This is a genomic window from Cytobacillus sp. FSL K6-0265 (assembly GCF_038003465.1).
GTDB lineage: Bacteria > Bacillota > Bacilli > Bacillales > Cytobacillaceae > Cytobacillus > Cytobacillus stercorigallinarum.
The window spans coordinates 369,135-385,944 of record NZ_JBBOPE010000001.1 but is presented as its reverse complement, the minus strand read 5'-3'; the positions used below and the strand labels follow the sequence as shown (position 1 = coordinate 385,944).

Annotated in this window: 17 protein-coding genes and 1 riboswitch; of the genes, 9 read left to right on the top strand and 8 right to left on the bottom strand. The window is 38.1% G+C overall.

Translation table 11 applies throughout. From position 1 onward, the window contains the following. Positions 1-293: 293 nt before the first annotated feature. From MHH73_RS02050 to MHH73_RS02030, 5 genes are all read left to right on the top strand, one after another. On the top strand, positions 294-1,235 hold the full coding sequence (locus MHH73_RS02050) for a fumarylacetoacetate hydrolase family protein (RefSeq protein ID WP_191813671.1): 942 nt from the start codon (positions 294-296) through the stop codon (positions 1,233-1,235). Positions 1,236-1,237: 2 nt separating this feature from the next. After that, a complete protein-coding gene (locus tag MHH73_RS02045) occupies positions 1,238-1,735 on the top strand; it encodes a DinB family protein (protein WP_341064275.1) in 498 nt (165 codons plus the stop codon). A 20-nt stretch (positions 1,736-1,755) separates the two neighbouring features. Further along, on the top strand, positions 1,756-2,865 hold the full coding sequence (locus MHH73_RS02040; RefSeq protein WP_191813675.1) for a cupin domain-containing protein: 1,110 nt from the start codon (positions 1,756-1,758) through the stop codon (positions 2,863-2,865). Positions 2,866-2,986: 121 nt separating this feature from the next. Further along, complete coding sequence (locus tag MHH73_RS02035; RefSeq protein ID WP_341064271.1) at positions 2,987-4,198, top strand: FAD-dependent monooxygenase; 1,212 nt, start codon at positions 2,987-2,989, stop codon at positions 4,196-4,198. 119 nt (positions 4,199-4,317) lie between these two features. Next, positions 4,318-5,670: an MFS transporter gene (locus MHH73_RS02030; protein WP_341064269.1), complete on the top strand. Its 1,353-nt coding sequence runs from the start codon at positions 4,318-4,320 to the stop codon at positions 5,668-5,670. Positions 5,671-5,718: 48 nt separating this feature from the next. On the opposite strand, the gene phaZ is transcribed toward MHH73_RS02030, so the two are convergent. Then, positions 5,719-6,591, bottom strand: a complete 873-nt coding sequence (gene phaZ, locus MHH73_RS02025) for an intracellular short-chain-length polyhydroxyalkanoate depolymerase (RefSeq protein WP_341064268.1) — start codon at positions 6,589-6,591, stop codon at positions 5,719-5,721. A gap of 92 nt (positions 6,592-6,683) precedes the next feature. Here phaZ and MHH73_RS02020 point away from each other — a divergent pair, with 92 nt between their 5' ends. Then, a complete protein-coding gene (locus MHH73_RS02020) occupies positions 6,684-7,028 on the top strand; it encodes a DUF6176 family protein (RefSeq protein WP_341064266.1) in 345 nt (114 codons plus the stop codon). 336 nt (positions 7,029-7,364) lie between these two features. Here the strand turns inward: MHH73_RS02020 and MHH73_RS02015 are convergent, their stop codons facing one another. Then, on the bottom strand, positions 7,365-7,685 hold the full coding sequence (locus MHH73_RS02015) for a hypothetical protein (RefSeq protein ID WP_191813685.1): 321 nt from the start codon (positions 7,683-7,685) through the stop codon (positions 7,365-7,367). A 149-nt stretch (positions 7,686-7,834) separates the two neighbouring features. Here MHH73_RS02015 and MHH73_RS02010 point away from each other — a divergent pair, with 149 nt between their 5' ends. From MHH73_RS02010 to MHH73_RS02000, 3 genes are all read left to right on the top strand, one after another. Continuing rightward, a complete protein-coding gene (locus tag MHH73_RS02010; RefSeq protein WP_191813687.1) occupies positions 7,835-8,434 on the top strand; it encodes a glycosyltransferase family 2 protein in 600 nt (199 codons plus the stop codon). Between the two features lie 40 nt (positions 8,435-8,474). Then, on the top strand, positions 8,475-9,470 hold the full coding sequence (locus MHH73_RS02005; protein ID WP_341064262.1) for a polysaccharide biosynthesis protein: 996 nt from the start codon (positions 8,475-8,477) through the stop codon (positions 9,468-9,470). 198 nt (positions 9,471-9,668) lie between these two features. Then, positions 9,669-10,421: an IclR family transcriptional regulator gene (locus tag MHH73_RS02000; protein ID WP_191813691.1), complete on the top strand. Its 753-nt coding sequence runs from the start codon at positions 9,669-9,671 to the stop codon at positions 10,419-10,421. Positions 10,422-10,633: 212 nt separating this feature from the next. Here the strand turns inward: MHH73_RS02000 and MHH73_RS01995 are convergent, their stop codons facing one another. From MHH73_RS01995 to MHH73_RS01970, 6 genes are all read right to left on the bottom strand, one after another. After that, entirely contained in the window at positions 10,634-11,389 is a 756-nt protein-coding gene (locus MHH73_RS01995) for a 3-oxoacyl-ACP reductase (RefSeq protein WP_341064259.1), read from the bottom strand. A gap of 92 nt (positions 11,390-11,481) precedes the next feature. Next, positions 11,482-11,583, bottom strand: a riboswitch (TPP riboswitch). Positions 11,584-11,658: 75 nt separating this feature from the next. Then, positions 11,659-13,203: a glycosyltransferase family 2 protein gene (locus MHH73_RS01990; protein WP_341064257.1), complete on the bottom strand. Its 1,545-nt coding sequence runs from the start codon at positions 13,201-13,203 to the stop codon at positions 11,659-11,661. 117 nt (positions 13,204-13,320) lie between these two features. Then, positions 13,321-14,985: an ABC1 kinase family protein gene (locus MHH73_RS01985; protein WP_341064256.1), complete on the bottom strand. Its 1,665-nt coding sequence runs from the start codon at positions 14,983-14,985 to the stop codon at positions 13,321-13,323. A 29-nt stretch (positions 14,986-15,014) separates the two neighbouring features. Continuing rightward, entirely contained in the window at positions 15,015-15,317 is a 303-nt protein-coding gene (locus MHH73_RS01980) for a phasin family protein (protein ID WP_191813699.1), read from the bottom strand. 353 nt (positions 15,318-15,670) lie between these two features. Continuing rightward, positions 15,671-16,090: a disulfide oxidoreductase gene (locus MHH73_RS01975; protein WP_341064254.1), complete on the bottom strand. Its 420-nt coding sequence runs from the start codon at positions 16,088-16,090 to the stop codon at positions 15,671-15,673. A 2-nt stretch (positions 16,091-16,092) separates the two neighbouring features. Beyond that, entirely contained in the window at positions 16,093-16,779 is a 687-nt protein-coding gene (locus tag MHH73_RS01970) for a DsbA family protein (RefSeq protein ID WP_341064252.1), read from the bottom strand. Positions 16,780-16,810 lie beyond the last annotated feature (31 nt).

Genomic DNA, 16,810 nt, shown 5'->3' with positions numbered 1-16,810 from the left:
TATCAGAAAAACACTATGTTTTCAGATTTCATCTATGTTTTGCGCCTTTTTGAAAGGTGTCATTTTTCGAAAAGTTTAAAAAACCACAATAAATTCACTTGAGTTTATCTGAAAATTAGGATACTATTACTTTATCATTAATAGATAACGATGTTCACTATTAATGGAATTCAAAACAAATAGAATGTAAGAAACGCATGCCTAACACTTCCACACAAAGCGTTTTTACTTTTTGCCCATGTTATTTAAGGGCCATTCCTAGACAAAAAAACTTTTCATAAAGGGGTTTGAATATGAAATTAGTTACTTTCACTTACAATAACAACACGCGTATCGGAGCAGTTACTGAGGGAAATGAAGTAGTAGACTTAAACTTTGCTTACCAAGCTTTTCTTGAAGCAGAAGGTAAACTACGTTCTGAATTGATTGCTGAAGCATACATTCCAGCACAAATGGAAGGTTTCCTACAAGGGGGAAATGAAAGCCTTTCCATCGCAAAGGAAATGGTTGATTATGCATTAAATAATCGTGAATCGTTCAAACATCCCCTTGTACATGCATTTGAAGATGTAAAAATCGAAGCACCTGTAACAAAACCCGGAAAAATCATTTGTGTAGGTCATAATTACCGTGAACATATTGCTGAAATGGGAAGAGAATTACCACCTCATCCAGTAGTGTTTGCTAAATTTGCCAACACAGTTATTGGACCACAAGATGATATTCCTTTCTATCCAATTTCTGAACAATTAGATTATGAAGCTGAATTTGCTTTTGTTGTAGGTAAAAAAGCTAGAAACGTAGCAAAAGAAGACGCACTCAATTATGTAGCAGGATATACAATCGCTAATGATGTCACTTACCGCGATATCCAACGTCGTACACTTCAATGGTTGCAAGGTAAAACAGTTGAAGGAAGTGCACCAATGGGTCCTTGGTTAATCACTTCTGATGAATTACAAGATCCATCTGGTTTAGGTGTTCTTTTAACTGTTAATGGCGAAGAAAGACAAAAAACGAATACAGCCAACTTTGTCTTTGATGTTCCAACACTTGTAGAATTCTTATCTAACTTAATGACTTTAGAACCTGGTGACATCGTATTAACAGGAACTCCTGGTGGCGTAGGATTCGCTCGTGATCCTCAAGTTTTCTTGAAAGATGGCGATGTCGTTCGCATTGAAATAGATAAAGTCGGCGTTCTCGAAAATAAAGTTTCAAAGGTGGAAAAATAATTATGAGCGAAACGAAAACGATTGAACAATCTATTGAATCTATTCAAACATCATTAGATCAAATCATTGAAACCGTTTCAGGATTATCTGAAGAATCCATACGTTGGAATCCATCAGAAGATGAATGGTCCATTATGCAAATTATTACTCACTTAAATGAGGCTCTTCCTTATTGGCTAGGTGAAATAGATACAGTTGTAAAGGCCCCTGGTTCCCAATGGGGACGTGGCTTACAGGACCCTGCTCGCCTCGCAGCAGTAGAAAATACTGAACAACAAATAGTTGAAGACGAATTGAAAAAATTAGCTCTAATCAAACAAGATGTTCAAACTAAATTATCTGTTTTATCTGCTGACACATTGGCTCAGGAATCACCTCATCGTAACTTTGCCAAATTCGGCAATAAACCTGTATTCTTTATTGTTGATCACTTTATCAATGAGCATGCCGCTGGTCATTACAACCAAATTCAACGTAACTTGTCTAAGCTTGCAAAATAATATTAAGGTGGCGAAATATTATGGCTGAAAAACATGCATATATGGAGGATCAAGACGTAAAGGACTTTACGAAAGAAATCCAAGAATATCATCTCGGTCCATTATGGGAAGCCATCCCTGCACTGATGAACCATACACCAAAACCTCATGCTGTTCCATATTTATGGTCAGATGAGCTTTTAAAGAAGAAATTATCTGAGGCAGCTGAAATCTTCACACCTGATCGTGGTGGAGAAAGACGCGCGATATACTTTCAAAACCCTGGTTTAACTTATAGACAACCATGGGGATGGGCTTCAACCACTCAAACATTGTATGCTGCTGTACAGTTGCTGCTTCCTGGTGAAGTAGCACCTTCACACCGTCACTCTCAAAGTGCTCTGCGCTTTATCACTGATGGAGAAGGAGCTTACACAATTGTTGAAGGTGAACGGATCTTCATGCAAGAAGGTGACTTCCTTATTACACCGAAGAACCTCTGGCATGGACATGGTCATGTTGGCGATAAACCGATGATTTGGATGGATGCCCTTGATATCCCAACCATCTATTCAATCGGGGGTACATTCTTTGAACCATTCCCTCATAAGATTGAAACACCTACTCGTCCAGATAACTTCTCTGAACAAAGATACAGTGGTGGAATGGTAAGGCCAATTAATGACCGCTACTCTAGCGTTGCACCACTCGCAAATTACAAGTGGAAACGTACTGAAGATGCGATTAAAGGATTAACTAAATTTGAGCCAGATCCATATGATGGCTACGCTGTTGAATATATCAATCCGTCAAATGGACAAACAGCTAATCCAACAATGGGTGCCTGGATGCAATTATTACCAAAAGGCTTCCGTACAAAGGCACATCGACACACACATTCTACCATTTACCAAGTACATCAAGGTTCTGGTTATACAGTAATAAATGGTGAACGCTTCGATTGGAAAAAAGGAGATTACTTCTGTATTCCAAACTGGGCATGGCACGAACATGTACCTGCTGAAGATAGCTATCTTTTCTCAGTCAACGACCTTCCAATTATGGAGCGATTTGACTTAGAAAAGTCACAAAAGCTTGAAGAAAACAACGGAGAACAAAAAATCACAGGTGAATTTAAAGCTTTCCGTTAACTGCACAAGAACAACCGGGTTTCGGCCCGGTTGTTCTTAAAAGATTCGAAATATAACAGTAAATGAAAACGCTTATAAAACAGAATATTTATTTTTTGTAAAACAAAAGGAGGATAATATAATGGCAAACACAGCACAGAATCCATTTATCGTAATCGGCGGAGGAATTGGCGGATTAGCTACTGCACTGGGCGTAGCTGAAAACCAACAATATGTAAAAGTACTAGAACAAGCTCCTGAATTTGGAGAAGTCGGGGCCGGTATCCAACTAGCAGCCAATGCAACTAATGTCTTGCAACGCTTAGGAGTAATGGATAAAATCAATGAAATTGCTGTTTTCCCTAAACGTCTTGTCCTTATGGATGCTTTCTCAGGTAAAGAATTATCTGCACTTGATTTAGGCGAGGTTTATCAGAAAAGATACGGTGCTCCTTATATTGTATTACACCGCTCTGATCTACATCGTGTGCTTCTCGAAGCTTGTAAGGAAAATCCATATATTGAACTTGCGACAAACCAAAGAATTACGACAACAGAAGAAAACGATCAAGGGATAACTGTTAAAGCAGAAAACGGTGATGTTCATAAAGGAATCGCAGTAATCGGTGCAGATGGTCTATGGTCTAATGTTCGGAAAATGTTCTCTGATGACCAACCTGTATGTTCCGGATATGTTGCTTATCGTGGGGCAATCCCGATTGAAGAAGTGAAAACCTCTATTGGAGCTATGGATGACGTCTATATGTGGATTGGACCAGATCTTCACTTAGTACAATATCCAGTTCGTCGTGGTGAACTTTATAACCAAGTCGTTGTATTCAAAAGTAAAAACTACCGTCCTGAAATTGAAAAGACAGAAGATTGGGGCACTCCGGAAGAAATGGACGCTGTGTTCGCTGGTTCATGTGAATTAGTGCAAAACGCAATTTCATTTATCTCTCGTCAAAAACGTTGGCCAATGTTCGATCGCTTACCAATTGAAAACTGGACGCAAGGTCACATTACGCTAACTGGGGATGCCGCTCACCCAATGCTACAATATCTTGCTCAAGGTGCTTGCCAAGCGCTTGAAGATGCTGCATACATGTCAGATATGCTCAGTGAACATGGTGAAGATATCCCTGCAGCATTTGCAGCGTTCCAAAAAGAAAGACAACCGCGAACAGCCTATGTCCAAGGTTCTGCACGGACATGGGGTGAAATTATTCACAATACAACAAACGAAGGTATTTTACTTAGAAACATTATTTTAGGAAAAAGACAATCAAATGACTTTGAATTTGTCGATCAATTCCATGGCTATAATAAAAATGCAAAACTAATTGAAGCTTAAGACCGTTCTCCATAAAGTCATCATTAATGGTCTCATCTGGAGAAGAAAGGCTTGATCCTTTCTTCTCTCTTTTCATATATGTGTAAGCGATTGCAACTTCTAATTAATGGGGGTAACCAATGAACAAAATAAACACAGCGGAAGTGATTAATAATAGTAAGTTTAATCGGTTTCATTTTGGCTTACTTGCCTGGAGCTTCCTTATTATTCTCTTTGATGGCTATGATTTGGTTGTGTATGGTACAGCCGTACCAGTTTTAATTGAAGAATGGGGATTAAGTTCTGTCCAAGCTGGAGCCATGAGTAGTTATGGATTATTAGGGATGATGTTTGGTGCCATCTTTTTTGGTATTCTCGCGGATAAAATGGGAAGAAAAAATGTGATTGCCATTTCACTCATTCTTTTTAGCTTATTTACGTTTCTTTGTGGATTTGCCTCTTCACCTACAACCTTCTCTGTTTATCGTTTCATTGCTGGTTTAGGTTTAGGTGGAATTATGCCTAACGTTATTGCCTTATTGACAGACTATGCGCCAACAAAAATGAAAAGTATGGCTGTCTCCATTGTATTATGTGGATACTCTTTTGGTGGGATGCTTGCACCGATTCTAGGAATCTTCGTTATGCCTACACTCGGTTGGGAATCGATTTTCTGGTTTGCTGGCCTACCTTTATTACTGTTACCTTTTATATACAAATTTTTACCTGAATCTTCAGCCCATTTAATTAAGAAAAATAAGAAACAAGAGCTATTATCTGTGTTGCGTAAAGTGAACCCTGAACAAAAAATGGATGAAAGCACAGAATTCTTCCTACAAGTCCAAGAGGAAAACAAAGTCCCTGTTGTCGGACTTTTCAAAAATAACCGCGGTCTAAGTACCGTCATGTTCTGGATTGCCTTTTTCATGTGCTTATTAATGGTTTATGGCCTAAATACTTGGTTACCGAATTTAATGATTGAAGCAGGCTATGCCTTAAATTCCAGCCTTGCCTTCCTTATTACACTACAAGGTGGAGCCATTGTTGGTACACTCATTATTGGCTGGCTTTGTGATAAATACGGTTCAAAGAAAATGCTCGTTCCATTATATGCCCTTGGTGCAGTAAGCTTAACATTACTTGGATTTGGCGGCAGTGAATTATTCATTTATATACTCGTTGCTATAGCTGGTGCTAGTACAATCGGTGCCCAAAACCTCGTACAAGCTTATGTCTCTCAATATTATCCTCCGAATATCCGGTCCACAGCATTAGGAATGGCTTCAGGAATTGGGAGATTCGGCGGCATGCTTGGGCCACTGCTCGGCGGATTCTTATTAACAGCTGCTCTCCCTATTCATATGAACTTTATCGCATTTGCGATTCCAGGGTTGATTGCTGCTATTGCCTTAGCTCTCGTGCCGATTAAACGGGCCTATAAGCCTGAAGCTGCTTTGGTAAAAGAGGATGAAACGATGAAAGTTGCTAATTAATTGAGATGTAAAAAAAGAGCCATCTATTGGCTCTTTTCATTTTCCTAGTTATCTATGGAAAAAGCTTTCTAATTCCCTTATCACTTCATCCACTTCTTCTATGACAAACGCATGGCCTGCATCTAATTCTCTAAAAATGACATTAACGCCAGACTGCTTTAAATCCTGTAATAATGTAGTCGTCATTTCCCTTGTCGTTAAGACATCCTTATTTCCCCACATTAGAAAAGTCTCTGCTTTAATATTGTTTATTTCTCCTGTTCCTGCAGCTATTTCATTATCAATATCAGTTATATTAAACACATTAGCTGCATGAGCAACATCCATGATATTCCTTTGTTGTATGGCTGCTTCTATATATCTTTCAAACCGTTCCCCTAATACCTGCCTGCCTTTAACAAACATCAACTGTTCCATCGCTTCGGTGAAAAATGGCAACTCTTTCATCTTCTGTGCTTCTACCAACCGATTTAACATTGGATCTTTTTCTATTGTCTCTCTTGTTTGATAGCGCTGATTGTTTTCATCATAGGCTGGATAACCACCGGCTGGCATGGAGGCGAGCAAAACCATTTTTTCAACAAGATTTGGATACATGGCTGCAAATTGCATCGCAATACCACCCCCATTTGACCAACCGATGATTGTTATTTTATTTAAAGAAAAATGATCACAAAATAATTTCAAATCATAAGCGAATGTCTTAAAATCCTCTATTGGTTGATTGTAAGTAGATCGGCCATAACCTCTTAAATCCGGGGCATAGACCGTATACTTTGAAGGTATTTTCTCTAAAAATACGTCCCAATGATTCGCTGAGGCATAATTGCCATGAACGAGAAGAAGAACTTTCTCTCCCCCATCCTTTTTCAGATAATCATACACTTCACCATTACTTAACATGCATTCCACTTTAAACACCCCCACTTTTCTCCTTCAAGCCTCTCATACTATTCGATCTCAGCTCTCTTTATTCCTTTTTATGTTAAAATTCTAATAAAAGGAGAGATTCTATGAACGTTGAACTCACACGCTTTAAAGTAAAAAAAGGGAAAACAAAAGCTGTAGATGAATGGTTACAATTCCTCAATCATCATATGGAAGAAGTACTCCTCACACTTGAAGGAGAAAAAATGTATATTGAAACGATTTTTCGTGAAGTACAAAACGAAGATGAATATCTTTACTGGTATTCTGTACAAGGTAGAGGCGGAGTTGAAGTGACTGAATCGACTCACTGGGTAGATAAAAAACATCTCCAATATTGGCAAGATTGTATAGATGAAACCTACCAACCAGTTAATTTAAATACAGAAGTCGTTATAATCCCAGAGAAAATCAGAACAAATATGAAGTAGCTTAAATAGACTAAGCACTTTTCATCTTCCGTCCATATAAGAGGAATGAAATGAACCCTAATATGGTATAAACTATAACAGCATTCACCATACTACCTACCTCAAACCAATATGAAACCGACATCATTATCGCAGCAGATGAAAAGATAAAGCCTATGATCATCTGCTTTTTTAAGCGGGCGCAAATGATACCTTGGATAATAAAGGCTAGCGGAAACAGGACATAAATCCCTAATAATAAAATTTTGCTAAACGGAAAAAATGAACATATCCATGTGAATATAAACATACATATTGCGGGTAATAAAACTCGAAAAAACATCTTCATGTCAGCGTTCATCCCCTTCTTTTTACAGACAATATGATAGCCTTCCACCAATACCACAACAAAACAAGATACCCAAAGACACTATACAACGCCCATAGTGCACCATCAGCAAGCTCATGAAGGAAAAACTCCCCTTCATTCATTTCTTCACCGCGACCAATAGCATTGAAAATAGAAATAAAAGGGATTGTTAGAACAAAAAAGATGACAAACAATGCTGTTTTTCTACTTCGTTTCCTCCATAACATTCTTAACGCCATCAAAAATGAAATAAACAAAGAGAGGTAATACAATAACCAAAACCATAACGGTAAACTCACCATAAACATCCCCTCGCCCCTTTTTTAGTGTAATACTACACTAAAAGTAATTTACTGTAAATATTTTCTTTTCAAATTCACCACTTTTTATTAGGCGCATACACTAATCGATATAACACCTGCCGCAAAAATCATGCTTAATAAAGTGAGGAAAAATCATGAGATTCAGCTTTTTATCCCCAGTTTATAACGGTGAACAATGGGTTCGTTTGATGCTAGACAGCATTCCAAAAGAATATGCCGATGAAATCATTGTTTGTGACGACGGCTCAACCGATCAAACATTAGCGATGTTAAAAGAATATCAACAACAATACCCTCAACTAAAAATCTTAGAAAATGGGGAAAATCGTGGCGCTAGCTATTCATATAATCGTTGTATCGAAGCCGCAACTGGAGATTATATTGCCATTATTGATAGCGATGATATTTATTTACCAACCATTCGCGAAGTACTCGCGAAAATAGATGGTGAGTACGACATTTATTATTACAGCATGATGACAAAGGATGGTCAGCTCTTTCAAGCAACGGAAGACAATTATCGTGAATGGTGTGGGCAATTTAGAATTATGAGGAGAAGCTGTGTGGGCGAGGCGAGATTTTCAGAAAGACCGGATATGGCGGGAGACTGTGATTTTCATCAAGCACTCTTAGTCCAAAACCCTTCTGTGCACATAACAGGGATTATCGCTTATTGGTATAACTACCCACGAGTAAACTCTGAATATTATTTATACTATTTTGGATTAAAGTAAGGCCATTTTGGTAAATAACAGAAAGGTGCGTTCCATACTTATGTTTAATAATAAAACGCTATTAATTACAGGTGGAACCGGCTCGTTTGGCCATGTCGTGTTAGAACGGTTTTTGCATAGTGAAATAAAAGAAATACGCATCTTTTCTCGTGATGAAAAAAAACAAGACGATATGCAAAAACAGTACGGCGATGCAAGAATCTCCTTTATCCTCGGCGATGTTCGGGATATGAGTACTTTAATACCAGCTGTAGACGGGGTTGATTATATTTTCCACGCAGCAGCCTTAAAACAAGTACCCTCATGTGAGTCACATCCACTTGAAGCAGTGAAAACGAATATACTTGGCACCGATCATGTATTAAGTGCAGGCATACAGGCAGGGGTGAAGAAAATTGTCTGTCTATCAACAGACAAAGCAGCCTATCCAATTAATGCAATGGGAATGTCTAAAGCTTTAATGGAAAAAACATTTATCGCTAAATCGAGACAAGCTAATGCTCGTGGTACCATTATATGTGGCACAAGATACGGAAATGTCATGGCATCACGGGGATCAATCATCCCGCTACTTATAGAACAAGTAAAGGCCGGAAAGCCGCTAACTGTTACGCATCCTTTAATGACCCGTTTTATGATGAGTTTAGATGAGGCAGTCGAACTTGTATTGTACGCTTTTGAGAAGGCTTATAATGGGGATATTATGGTACAAAAATCACCTGCAGCCTATATTACAGATTTAGCACAAGCGATTAAAGAACTTTTTCACGTTAATCTTCCTTTAGAATTAATTGGCACACGCCCAGGAGAAAAGCTCTATGAAGTGCTACTAACAAAAGAAGAAGCAGCAAAAGCCATTGATCTTGAAGGCTTCTATCGCATTCCTCGAGATACAAGAATAGAAACTGATACAAACTCTGTAGAAGAATATCACTCCAATAATACGTATCGTCTCTCTGTAGCTGAACTAAAAGAAAAACTACAATCATTATCCTATGTTCAAAAAGAGCTACAAAAATGGAAAAGGTTAAAGTAATTTTGTTTGACCGCTTCCTATTTTTCGTGAGTTGGGCACCTTCTCTGACTAAGTTAATAGTCGCCAACTCACTAACTATTCTTAAATATACTAAATTTATAGGAATATCCTACCAACCCTTTAAAGGTAGGTTGTTGTTTGATGTGGTTTCTGATAAATTAGGATTCAACATGACTAGCATAATGAGGAGTTACATACATGGAGATACAAAAAAGCAGTACGACGATTCAATCCTTGCAAATTGGCATTTCTATCATCGAATTAATCTATCAAAAAGATACCCCGATGAAATTCTCGACCATTCAAGAAGAAACCGGTATTACAAAAAGTAATTTATATAAATATTTAAATACACTTACACAATTGAATATGCTCTATCGTGAAAAAGGAACAAACCTGTATTATCTTGGCAACAAATTGATTCAATATGGTACAGCTGCCTTTGGTAGTCGTGATATTGCCGATGCGATTACTCCTTATATGCAGGAACTTTCTTCGCTAACTTCCTGCACCGTTTCGTTTTCATTATGGACAAACAACGGTCCGATTACGACAAAGATTTGTCATTCCAATGAACCACTTCATATTGGTACACAACTTGGCGGAAGCTTGCCACCAACATCTGCTGCGGGGAAGATTTTCTTAAGTTTCTTAAACCCTGCACTGACAAAAGAATGGCTAGGAAACGAGCAATCAATCGATAACGAAGAATGGCAAATGATTCAACAATCGAAAATCTCCTTCGCAACCGAACCTTTAATTCCATCGATTTCGTCTGCTTCCGTCCCTTTGCTAGACTACCAGAATCAATTACTCGGTGCAGTGACAGTGGTTGGATTTAACGATAACATGCCAAATGAAGTAACGGATCCGATGAGCAAGCAACTGCTGGCGTTTCATCTACAAGCATCTTCTATGTTTGGCTATCGATATAAACAGGGGAAAATTTGAACAATCCTGATTGAGCGTTCAATCAATTAGATGTAGTTGAGATAATTAGAAGTAATAATCATTTTATCATCTTCTGCGCATAAATTGGATTTTAGCTCACACATTTGCTTTTATACGCCCATCTATATAAACGCCTTACTCAATTATAGACCCGCAAACTGAATCTAATGATTGAAAAAGGCCGCCATACAAAGATGACGACCTTTTTTATCTTAGTTCATCGTCAATCCATGATCGACTACTAGATTTTGTCCCGTAATCGCTCTAGCACCTGGAGAGGCTAAGAAAACAACGGCTTCTGCTACATCTTCTGGTTTTGTCACACGGCGGATAGCAGCGTTATCAGCAACAATCGCAAATACTTCAGGGGTAGTAACAGCACTTGCATCCGTTGTTTCTAATAATCCACCAGAAACCATATTCACATTAATGTCATATTGTCCAAGCTCTTTGGCCATATTGCGTGTAAAGCCAATTAATGCCGCTTTCGCTGTTGTATATTCATGGTAGGCAACGACGGGATTCTGGTAAAGATTCGTGCCAATACCAATCACACGGGCTTGCTGTGAATCCTTTAAAGCTGGGAAAGCAGCTTGTACAACATGTAAGCTTGCTTTTATCGCACCTTCAAACTGGGTTTGATAGCTAGTCCAAGATAATTCTTCTACTTTTGCCTGTGCCACAGGATCAAATTTAAATTGAACTAATGCATTATTTACAACGATATCCAAGCGACCAAAATGAGCAATAGCGTTTGCCACCATCGCTTTTACTGCTTCTTGATCTCTGACATCTGCTTGGATGGCCAATGCACGATCATGCCCGATTTCTTCAACTACGGCATCAGCTTTTTCTTTACTACTATAATAATTAACGACTACTTTATAGCCTTCCTTACCGAACTTCTTAGCAATTGCAGCTCCTAATCCACGACTTGCGCCTGTTACTAACACAACTTCTTCTCTCACTCTATTCCCTCTTTTCAATCGATGTCATTAAAAATGTTCAGGGAAACAAAACAAAAGGCTCCCCGAAAATGGAGAGCCTACCATACGTATTCATATAGTTGGAAAATGCTCCCTACGATCGTCTTAACGAACAGGTTCTAAGGGTCAGGTTTTAACCTTCTCAACTCATATTCTGAGTCCCCCTGCAACAATTTTAATTATTTTTAGTTTAGCATATAAATAGTCGCATAGCTATGAATCGAGGTTAATTTCCAACTTGACCATTCGCTTTATGTTTCTTCCCATCGCATGACACGGGGATTCTTATCTAAAATCGATTCATATTGTTTCTCATTACCATAGAGACTATTCGGGTCAAGCAGCTTATATCTCTCGTATTTTTCCAAACGATCTTTTTCTTTTGCCCAGCCTAAATGCTTGACTCTTATTGTGGATAAGCTGTGGGTAAGTTGAAAGATATTTTCTGGAAATCTCCCACAATGTTGGGGCGTTTCTTTCCAGACGGGCTGAAAGGTTGAATCGACTCTTGCTAGAAATGGACGGTATAGGAAATGTGCTTGCCAATATTCATCTTCACGATAATGATCTTCATCCCACATATCATACAGTCTAAAACAGTACAAATCGATGGTATCCTGTTTAACAAAGTCATCAATATAATCAATAAAACTCTCCTCAAACCATTCATCTGCATCAAGATTTAATACCCAACCTAAAAATCCATTTGTTGCTTCTAACCACTGCTGTTTTCTTAGTTCTACTTCATTGGCAAACTGGGAACTTGCATTCTTGACCAATTTAATTGGCACACCTTTTAGTTCTTTCAAGAAAATCGATATAGTCTGATCAGTACTAGCATCATCTATAATCACAGCTTCATCGATAAAGGGCTTGACTTTCTTTAACATCGTTTGTAAATAACGACCTTCTTCATTCTTCACAATCATAGATAAGCGAATTTGATGGTTTTCTGCTTTTTCTGGATAAATAGGTAGTTCGCTATGAACATACTGACATTTTTCTTTAAAAGTAGGTATACCTTTTAAGTCAGAAGAGCGATAAATATGATAAGCAGGGAGATGTGTGTCGACATGTAAATCCAATCCTAATGCCACTGCTCTCACACAAAAATGCCGATCTTCTCCCCAAAAACTGAGATTTTTAATTTTACTAAAATGAACACCTGCTAACAAAGCCTTCCTGCTAATTAAGGTGCACGCACCTAATCCCCCTACTTCATAAACACCTGGAGTTTGTAACTGTTGAATAAACGCCTCGGTTTGAACTTGTTTTTCTTCATCTGTTATGACGCCATCATCCGCCTGTCTCCAGTGGGTATATTCATCTGTTAACCAAACTTGCGGATAAGGGATGGTCCCTTCTTGCCAAGCCGTCCAAAAGACCTCAGAGACAATTTCTTTATTTGCGGCAATAAGTGTATGAAGGGTATCCGGGTGTAAAAGCAAATCAGAGTCAATTAAAAACAGATAATCAAATGCTTCAAATTTCGCCTGCTCAATAAGCATATCTTTGAAGCGCGCAACCTTCCAGATGAGGGTATCATTCCAGAAATGTGTCAAGTCGGTGCGAATATAGATACTATCTTCTTTTGCAGATAATATCGCAACATTGTTCTTCCATTTGGCAAAATGACGTAGTAGTCTACTTGATTCTTCATCCTGATTATCATCTATGAAATAATAATGAATTTCCATTGTATCCGTTTTTAAATTGGCTAACGAAAGTAGAAACTCTTTTAAAATAACGGGTTCTTGATTAATTGGACTACCAATGAGAATTTTTGTATTAATCATAAGCAACATTAACGTTTGTAGACAAAACCGTTCACCTCTCTACACTATATTCTCACCATGATTTGCTTGTGTAGTAAAACAAGAAAAATTCTATCCAAAACAAAAAGCAGAGAATCGTTAGAATCTCCCTGCTCTAATGATGGTGTATATAAGAAATAAGAACATTAATATCGCAATGACAAAGCCGATTTCTACTGCCGGTATATTCCATAGGAGAGATGATTGCCTACCAAGGGCGGAACCGATAATTAAGCCCACCATTATAATGCTAAATGCCAGCAACACGATACTAAATGCTAGCCGGTTGCTGATACGATCAATTCTCGTTAGGAATTTTTCACTGTTGGGCAAGTTCAGTTCGAGCGGGATTTTCCCCTTTTTGATAAGAGCAATCAAATCTTTCAAATTATACGGCGCTTCTTTTAAAATATCAAAATACTCACCGATATGCGCTAGCGAATCTTTCGCCAAATGATCCGGTCGATATTTATTAATAATTAATCGTCTACCAAAAGGCTCAGCAATTTTTAAAATGCTTATATGAGGATCAAGCTTCTCCACAATCCCTTCCATTGTCAATAATGTTTTCCCCACCAACGTTAAGTTTGTTGGGATATGTATATGATGGTGATTGGCAACGGAAAACAAATCATTAACCGCCTCGCCAATAGATATTTCACTAAAGGGGACATCATAGTATCTTTCTCTTAGTAAATCAACATCAATTTTTAAAAGTTCAACATCGACATCGTCTTTGATAATACCCATTTTAGTGATGGCTTTAATGACCCCATCCGTGCTTTGCTGCAACATGGCAATAATTAATGATGTTAAATTTTCTTTCATATCCTCAGTTAAACGACCGACCATACCAAAATCCATGAAAACAATCACATTCCCTGGTAATACACAAATATTACCGGGATGGGGGTCTGCATGAAACACACCTTCCTCTAATATTTGCTGAAGGATGCCTTCAACGATTCTTTCGGCAATCAGTTGTTTATTGAACCCTTGTTCCGCCAAACTATTATTTTCAAGTATGCCACAACCTTCAATATATTCCATTGTTAAAACTTTTTTCGTCGTATATTTCCAGTATGTTTTTGGGATTTTATAATGATTATTGTCTTCAAATTGATTGGCAATTTTATCTGCATTACGACCTTCAAGTAAATAATTCAACTCATTTAACAATGCTTTAGAAAATTCCTTCATCATTTCGACTAATTGATATTGCGATGCCCAATGCAGCCTTTTTTCTGCGATTTTAGCAATTTCTAATAAAATTTCTAAATCTGTTCTCATGGTCTTCTCAATATCAGGTCGTTGTACCTTAACAGCCACTTTTTCACCAGAATGGAGGACACCATAATGGACTTGACCGATAGATGCCGATCCTAGTGGCTCTTCTTGAAATTCTGTAAAGACGTCATGTATTTCTTCGCCTAGTTCTGTTTCAACAATTTTTTTTACCTCTGCAAATGGAAATGAGGGGGCATGTTCCTGTAATTTTTCCAATTCCCTAATGATTGATTCCGGAAAAATATCTGACCTTGTACTCGCAATCTGACCAACTTTAATAAACGTCGGTCCAAGCTCTTCTAAAAACAGACGAACACGTTCCCCTGTTGTCTTTTCATGATGTTCTTCTTGCTTTCGCATGAACATCCGCTTAGGTAGAGACAACACCTCATGCAAGCCTAATTCTTTTAAGAGATAACCAAAACCGTAATGAGAGAAGGCTACAGCAATTTCACGATAGCGATGAATATGGCTCATCTTTGGTTTGAAAATGGAAAAAACCTCCCTTAATCCTCTTCTCGATGTTTTGCCTCAAGCGCTAGAATCCGTTCTTCTAATCTTAGGACATCATCCGTTGTTGCGATATTCAAATCATGCAATAAACTCGTCATTCGTTGATGGGCCTTGTCATCTATCTGCGTTTGCTTCTCTTGGCCTTTCGTCCTTACCTCCTGCATAAAATCTTTCGCTTCCTGTTTTGTTAGCTCTCCTCTTTTCACTAACTCATCCATCATTTCTTGCGCACGGTCTTTCCCTGCTGCTGCTAAACCTAGCCCTAACATCATCCCTTGTTTTATTGGGTTTTTCATCACATTTCCTCCTTTAATAAATGGCAGATTATAATTAACATTATTTTACCCATTTTCAAGGGGATTAAGCATAAAAAAACATATATCATTAGTTCAATAACAGATGGGGATATTCAGACATTGTCGGAACATGAACCGAAGAAAAAATACAAATGCCTCTTTTGTACACACATGTCAAACAAGAAAAGTAGATGGAAGTGGGCAAGGCGGATTTAAACGCAATTAACCTAGGATTTTCGTATACATTGCATGCATTCCGGATTTTCGCGCCCCGTTATGCCATTTTCAAATTCACAACGGCTTCTCTTTCAAAAAATAAAAAACCCCGTACAATCATATGTACGAGGAAAGGTTCATGATGCTTGATTGTCTTTTTTCATCATCAGGCAAAAGATGATAATAAACGTGAAAGCCGTTAATGCCAAGAAAGGAATGGTGATAAACCCGAGCCAATTGATATATTGGCCACTACATGGTACACCATTTGTACACGGCGTGACTTCAGCGAGTCCAGGCACTTTTTGTACAAGATAATGATAGAGAGAAATACACCAGCCAATAAACGCCATTGGTAGGGCAAATCTTCTCACAGAAATATCTTGATAGAACGTACCAATGCCCAAGATTAAAACGAGTGGATACATGAATATTCGTTGATACCAACAAAGCTCACAAGGAATAAACTGCTTAATTTCACTAAAATATAAACTGCCTAATGTGGCTATGAGTGCGACCATCCAAGAAAAATACAACATGATTTGATTTTTCTTCATTCTTATCCCTCTAACTCCTCTTCAATCAAACGTTTGATTGAATCATAATCAAATGGATCTGTCACCATTTTCTCGTTAATCATAATCGTTGGTGTGAGCTTGACTTCATATTCATTTACAAGTGAAGTATCATGATTAACCGCCTCTATTGTTACGCTTTTTTTCATTTCTGCCAACAGATCTTCTTGTGGAATTGACGTCGTTTCTGCGACGACTTCCTCTAACACTTCCGTTGTTAACCAAACAGAATCATGTTGACCATTCTCTGGTTGCTTATCGAACAACCCTTTATGGAATACCCAGTACGAATCAGGTTCCAATTGATGAACAGCTTCGGCTGCGACTGAACCTAATTTAGACTCATCCCCGTGGAAGAGCACGTTGATATAAGAGAAACTTACTTGATTCGTGTCTACATAATCTTCCACTAATTGCGGATAAATGGTTTCACCCCATTGTTTACACGCTGGACATTTAAAGTCGCCAAATTCTACGACCTGGACAGGTGATTCCACCTCGCCCAAAACAGGCTGCCCTTCAATAAAGGGAGCCTCTTCAAAAGATGTATACGCATCCTTTTCATTATCTTGATTGTTTATGAACACCATGATAACAACTGCTATAACGACAATAATCGTAATAAAAAATAATAACTTCATCGGTTGGAATTGATTCTTATTTGCGCTCATACTGCTCTCCTTTATGTAGATGTACCACTTT

Bases quoted from the DNA above. Each gene is read 5' to 3' on its own strand.
- MHH73_RS02050 (WP_191813671.1), top strand. From the start codon at position 294: ATGAAATTAGTTACTTTCACTTACAATAACAACACGCGTATCGGAGCA.
- MHH73_RS01990 (WP_341064257.1), bottom strand. From the start codon at position 13,203: ATGATTAATACAAAAATTCTCATTGGTAGTCCAATTAATCAAGAACCC.
- MHH73_RS02045 (WP_341064275.1), top strand. From the start codon at position 1,238: ATGAGCGAAACGAAAACGATTGAACAATCTATTGAATCTATTCAAACA.
- MHH73_RS02005 (WP_341064262.1), top strand. From the start codon at position 8,475: ATGTTTAATAATAAAACGCTATTAATTACAGGTGGAACCGGCTCGTTT.
- MHH73_RS01970 (WP_341064252.1), bottom strand. From the start codon at position 16,779: ATGAGCGCAAATAAGAATCAATTCCAACCGATGAAGTTATTATTTTTT.
- MHH73_RS02030 (WP_341064269.1), top strand. From the start codon at position 4,318: ATGAACAAAATAAACACAGCGGAAGTGATTAATAATAGTAAGTTTAAT.
- MHH73_RS01980 (WP_191813699.1), bottom strand. From the start codon at position 15,317: ATGAAAAACCCAATAAAACAAGGGATGATGTTAGGGCTAGGTTTAGCA.
- MHH73_RS01985 (WP_341064256.1), bottom strand. From the start codon at position 14,985: ATGAGCCATATTCATCGCTATCGTGAAATTGCTGTAGCCTTCTCTCAT.
- MHH73_RS02035 (WP_341064271.1), top strand. From the start codon at position 2,987: ATGGCAAACACAGCACAGAATCCATTTATCGTAATCGGCGGAGGAATT.
- MHH73_RS02015 (WP_191813685.1), bottom strand. From the start codon at position 7,685: ATGTTTATGGTGAGTTTACCGTTATGGTTTTGGTTATTGTATTACCTC.
- MHH73_RS02000 (WP_191813691.1), top strand. From the start codon at position 9,669: ATGGAGATACAAAAAAGCAGTACGACGATTCAATCCTTGCAAATTGGC.
- MHH73_RS02010 (WP_191813687.1), top strand. From the start codon at position 7,835: ATGAGATTCAGCTTTTTATCCCCAGTTTATAACGGTGAACAATGGGTT.
- MHH73_RS02040 (WP_191813675.1), top strand. From the start codon at position 1,756: ATGGCTGAAAAACATGCATATATGGAGGATCAAGACGTAAAGGACTTT.
- MHH73_RS01975 (WP_341064254.1), bottom strand. From the start codon at position 16,090: ATGAAGAAAAATCAAATCATGTTGTATTTTTCTTGGATGGTCGCACTC.
- MHH73_RS02020 (WP_341064266.1), top strand. From the start codon at position 6,684: ATGAACGTTGAACTCACACGCTTTAAAGTAAAAAAAGGGAAAACAAAA.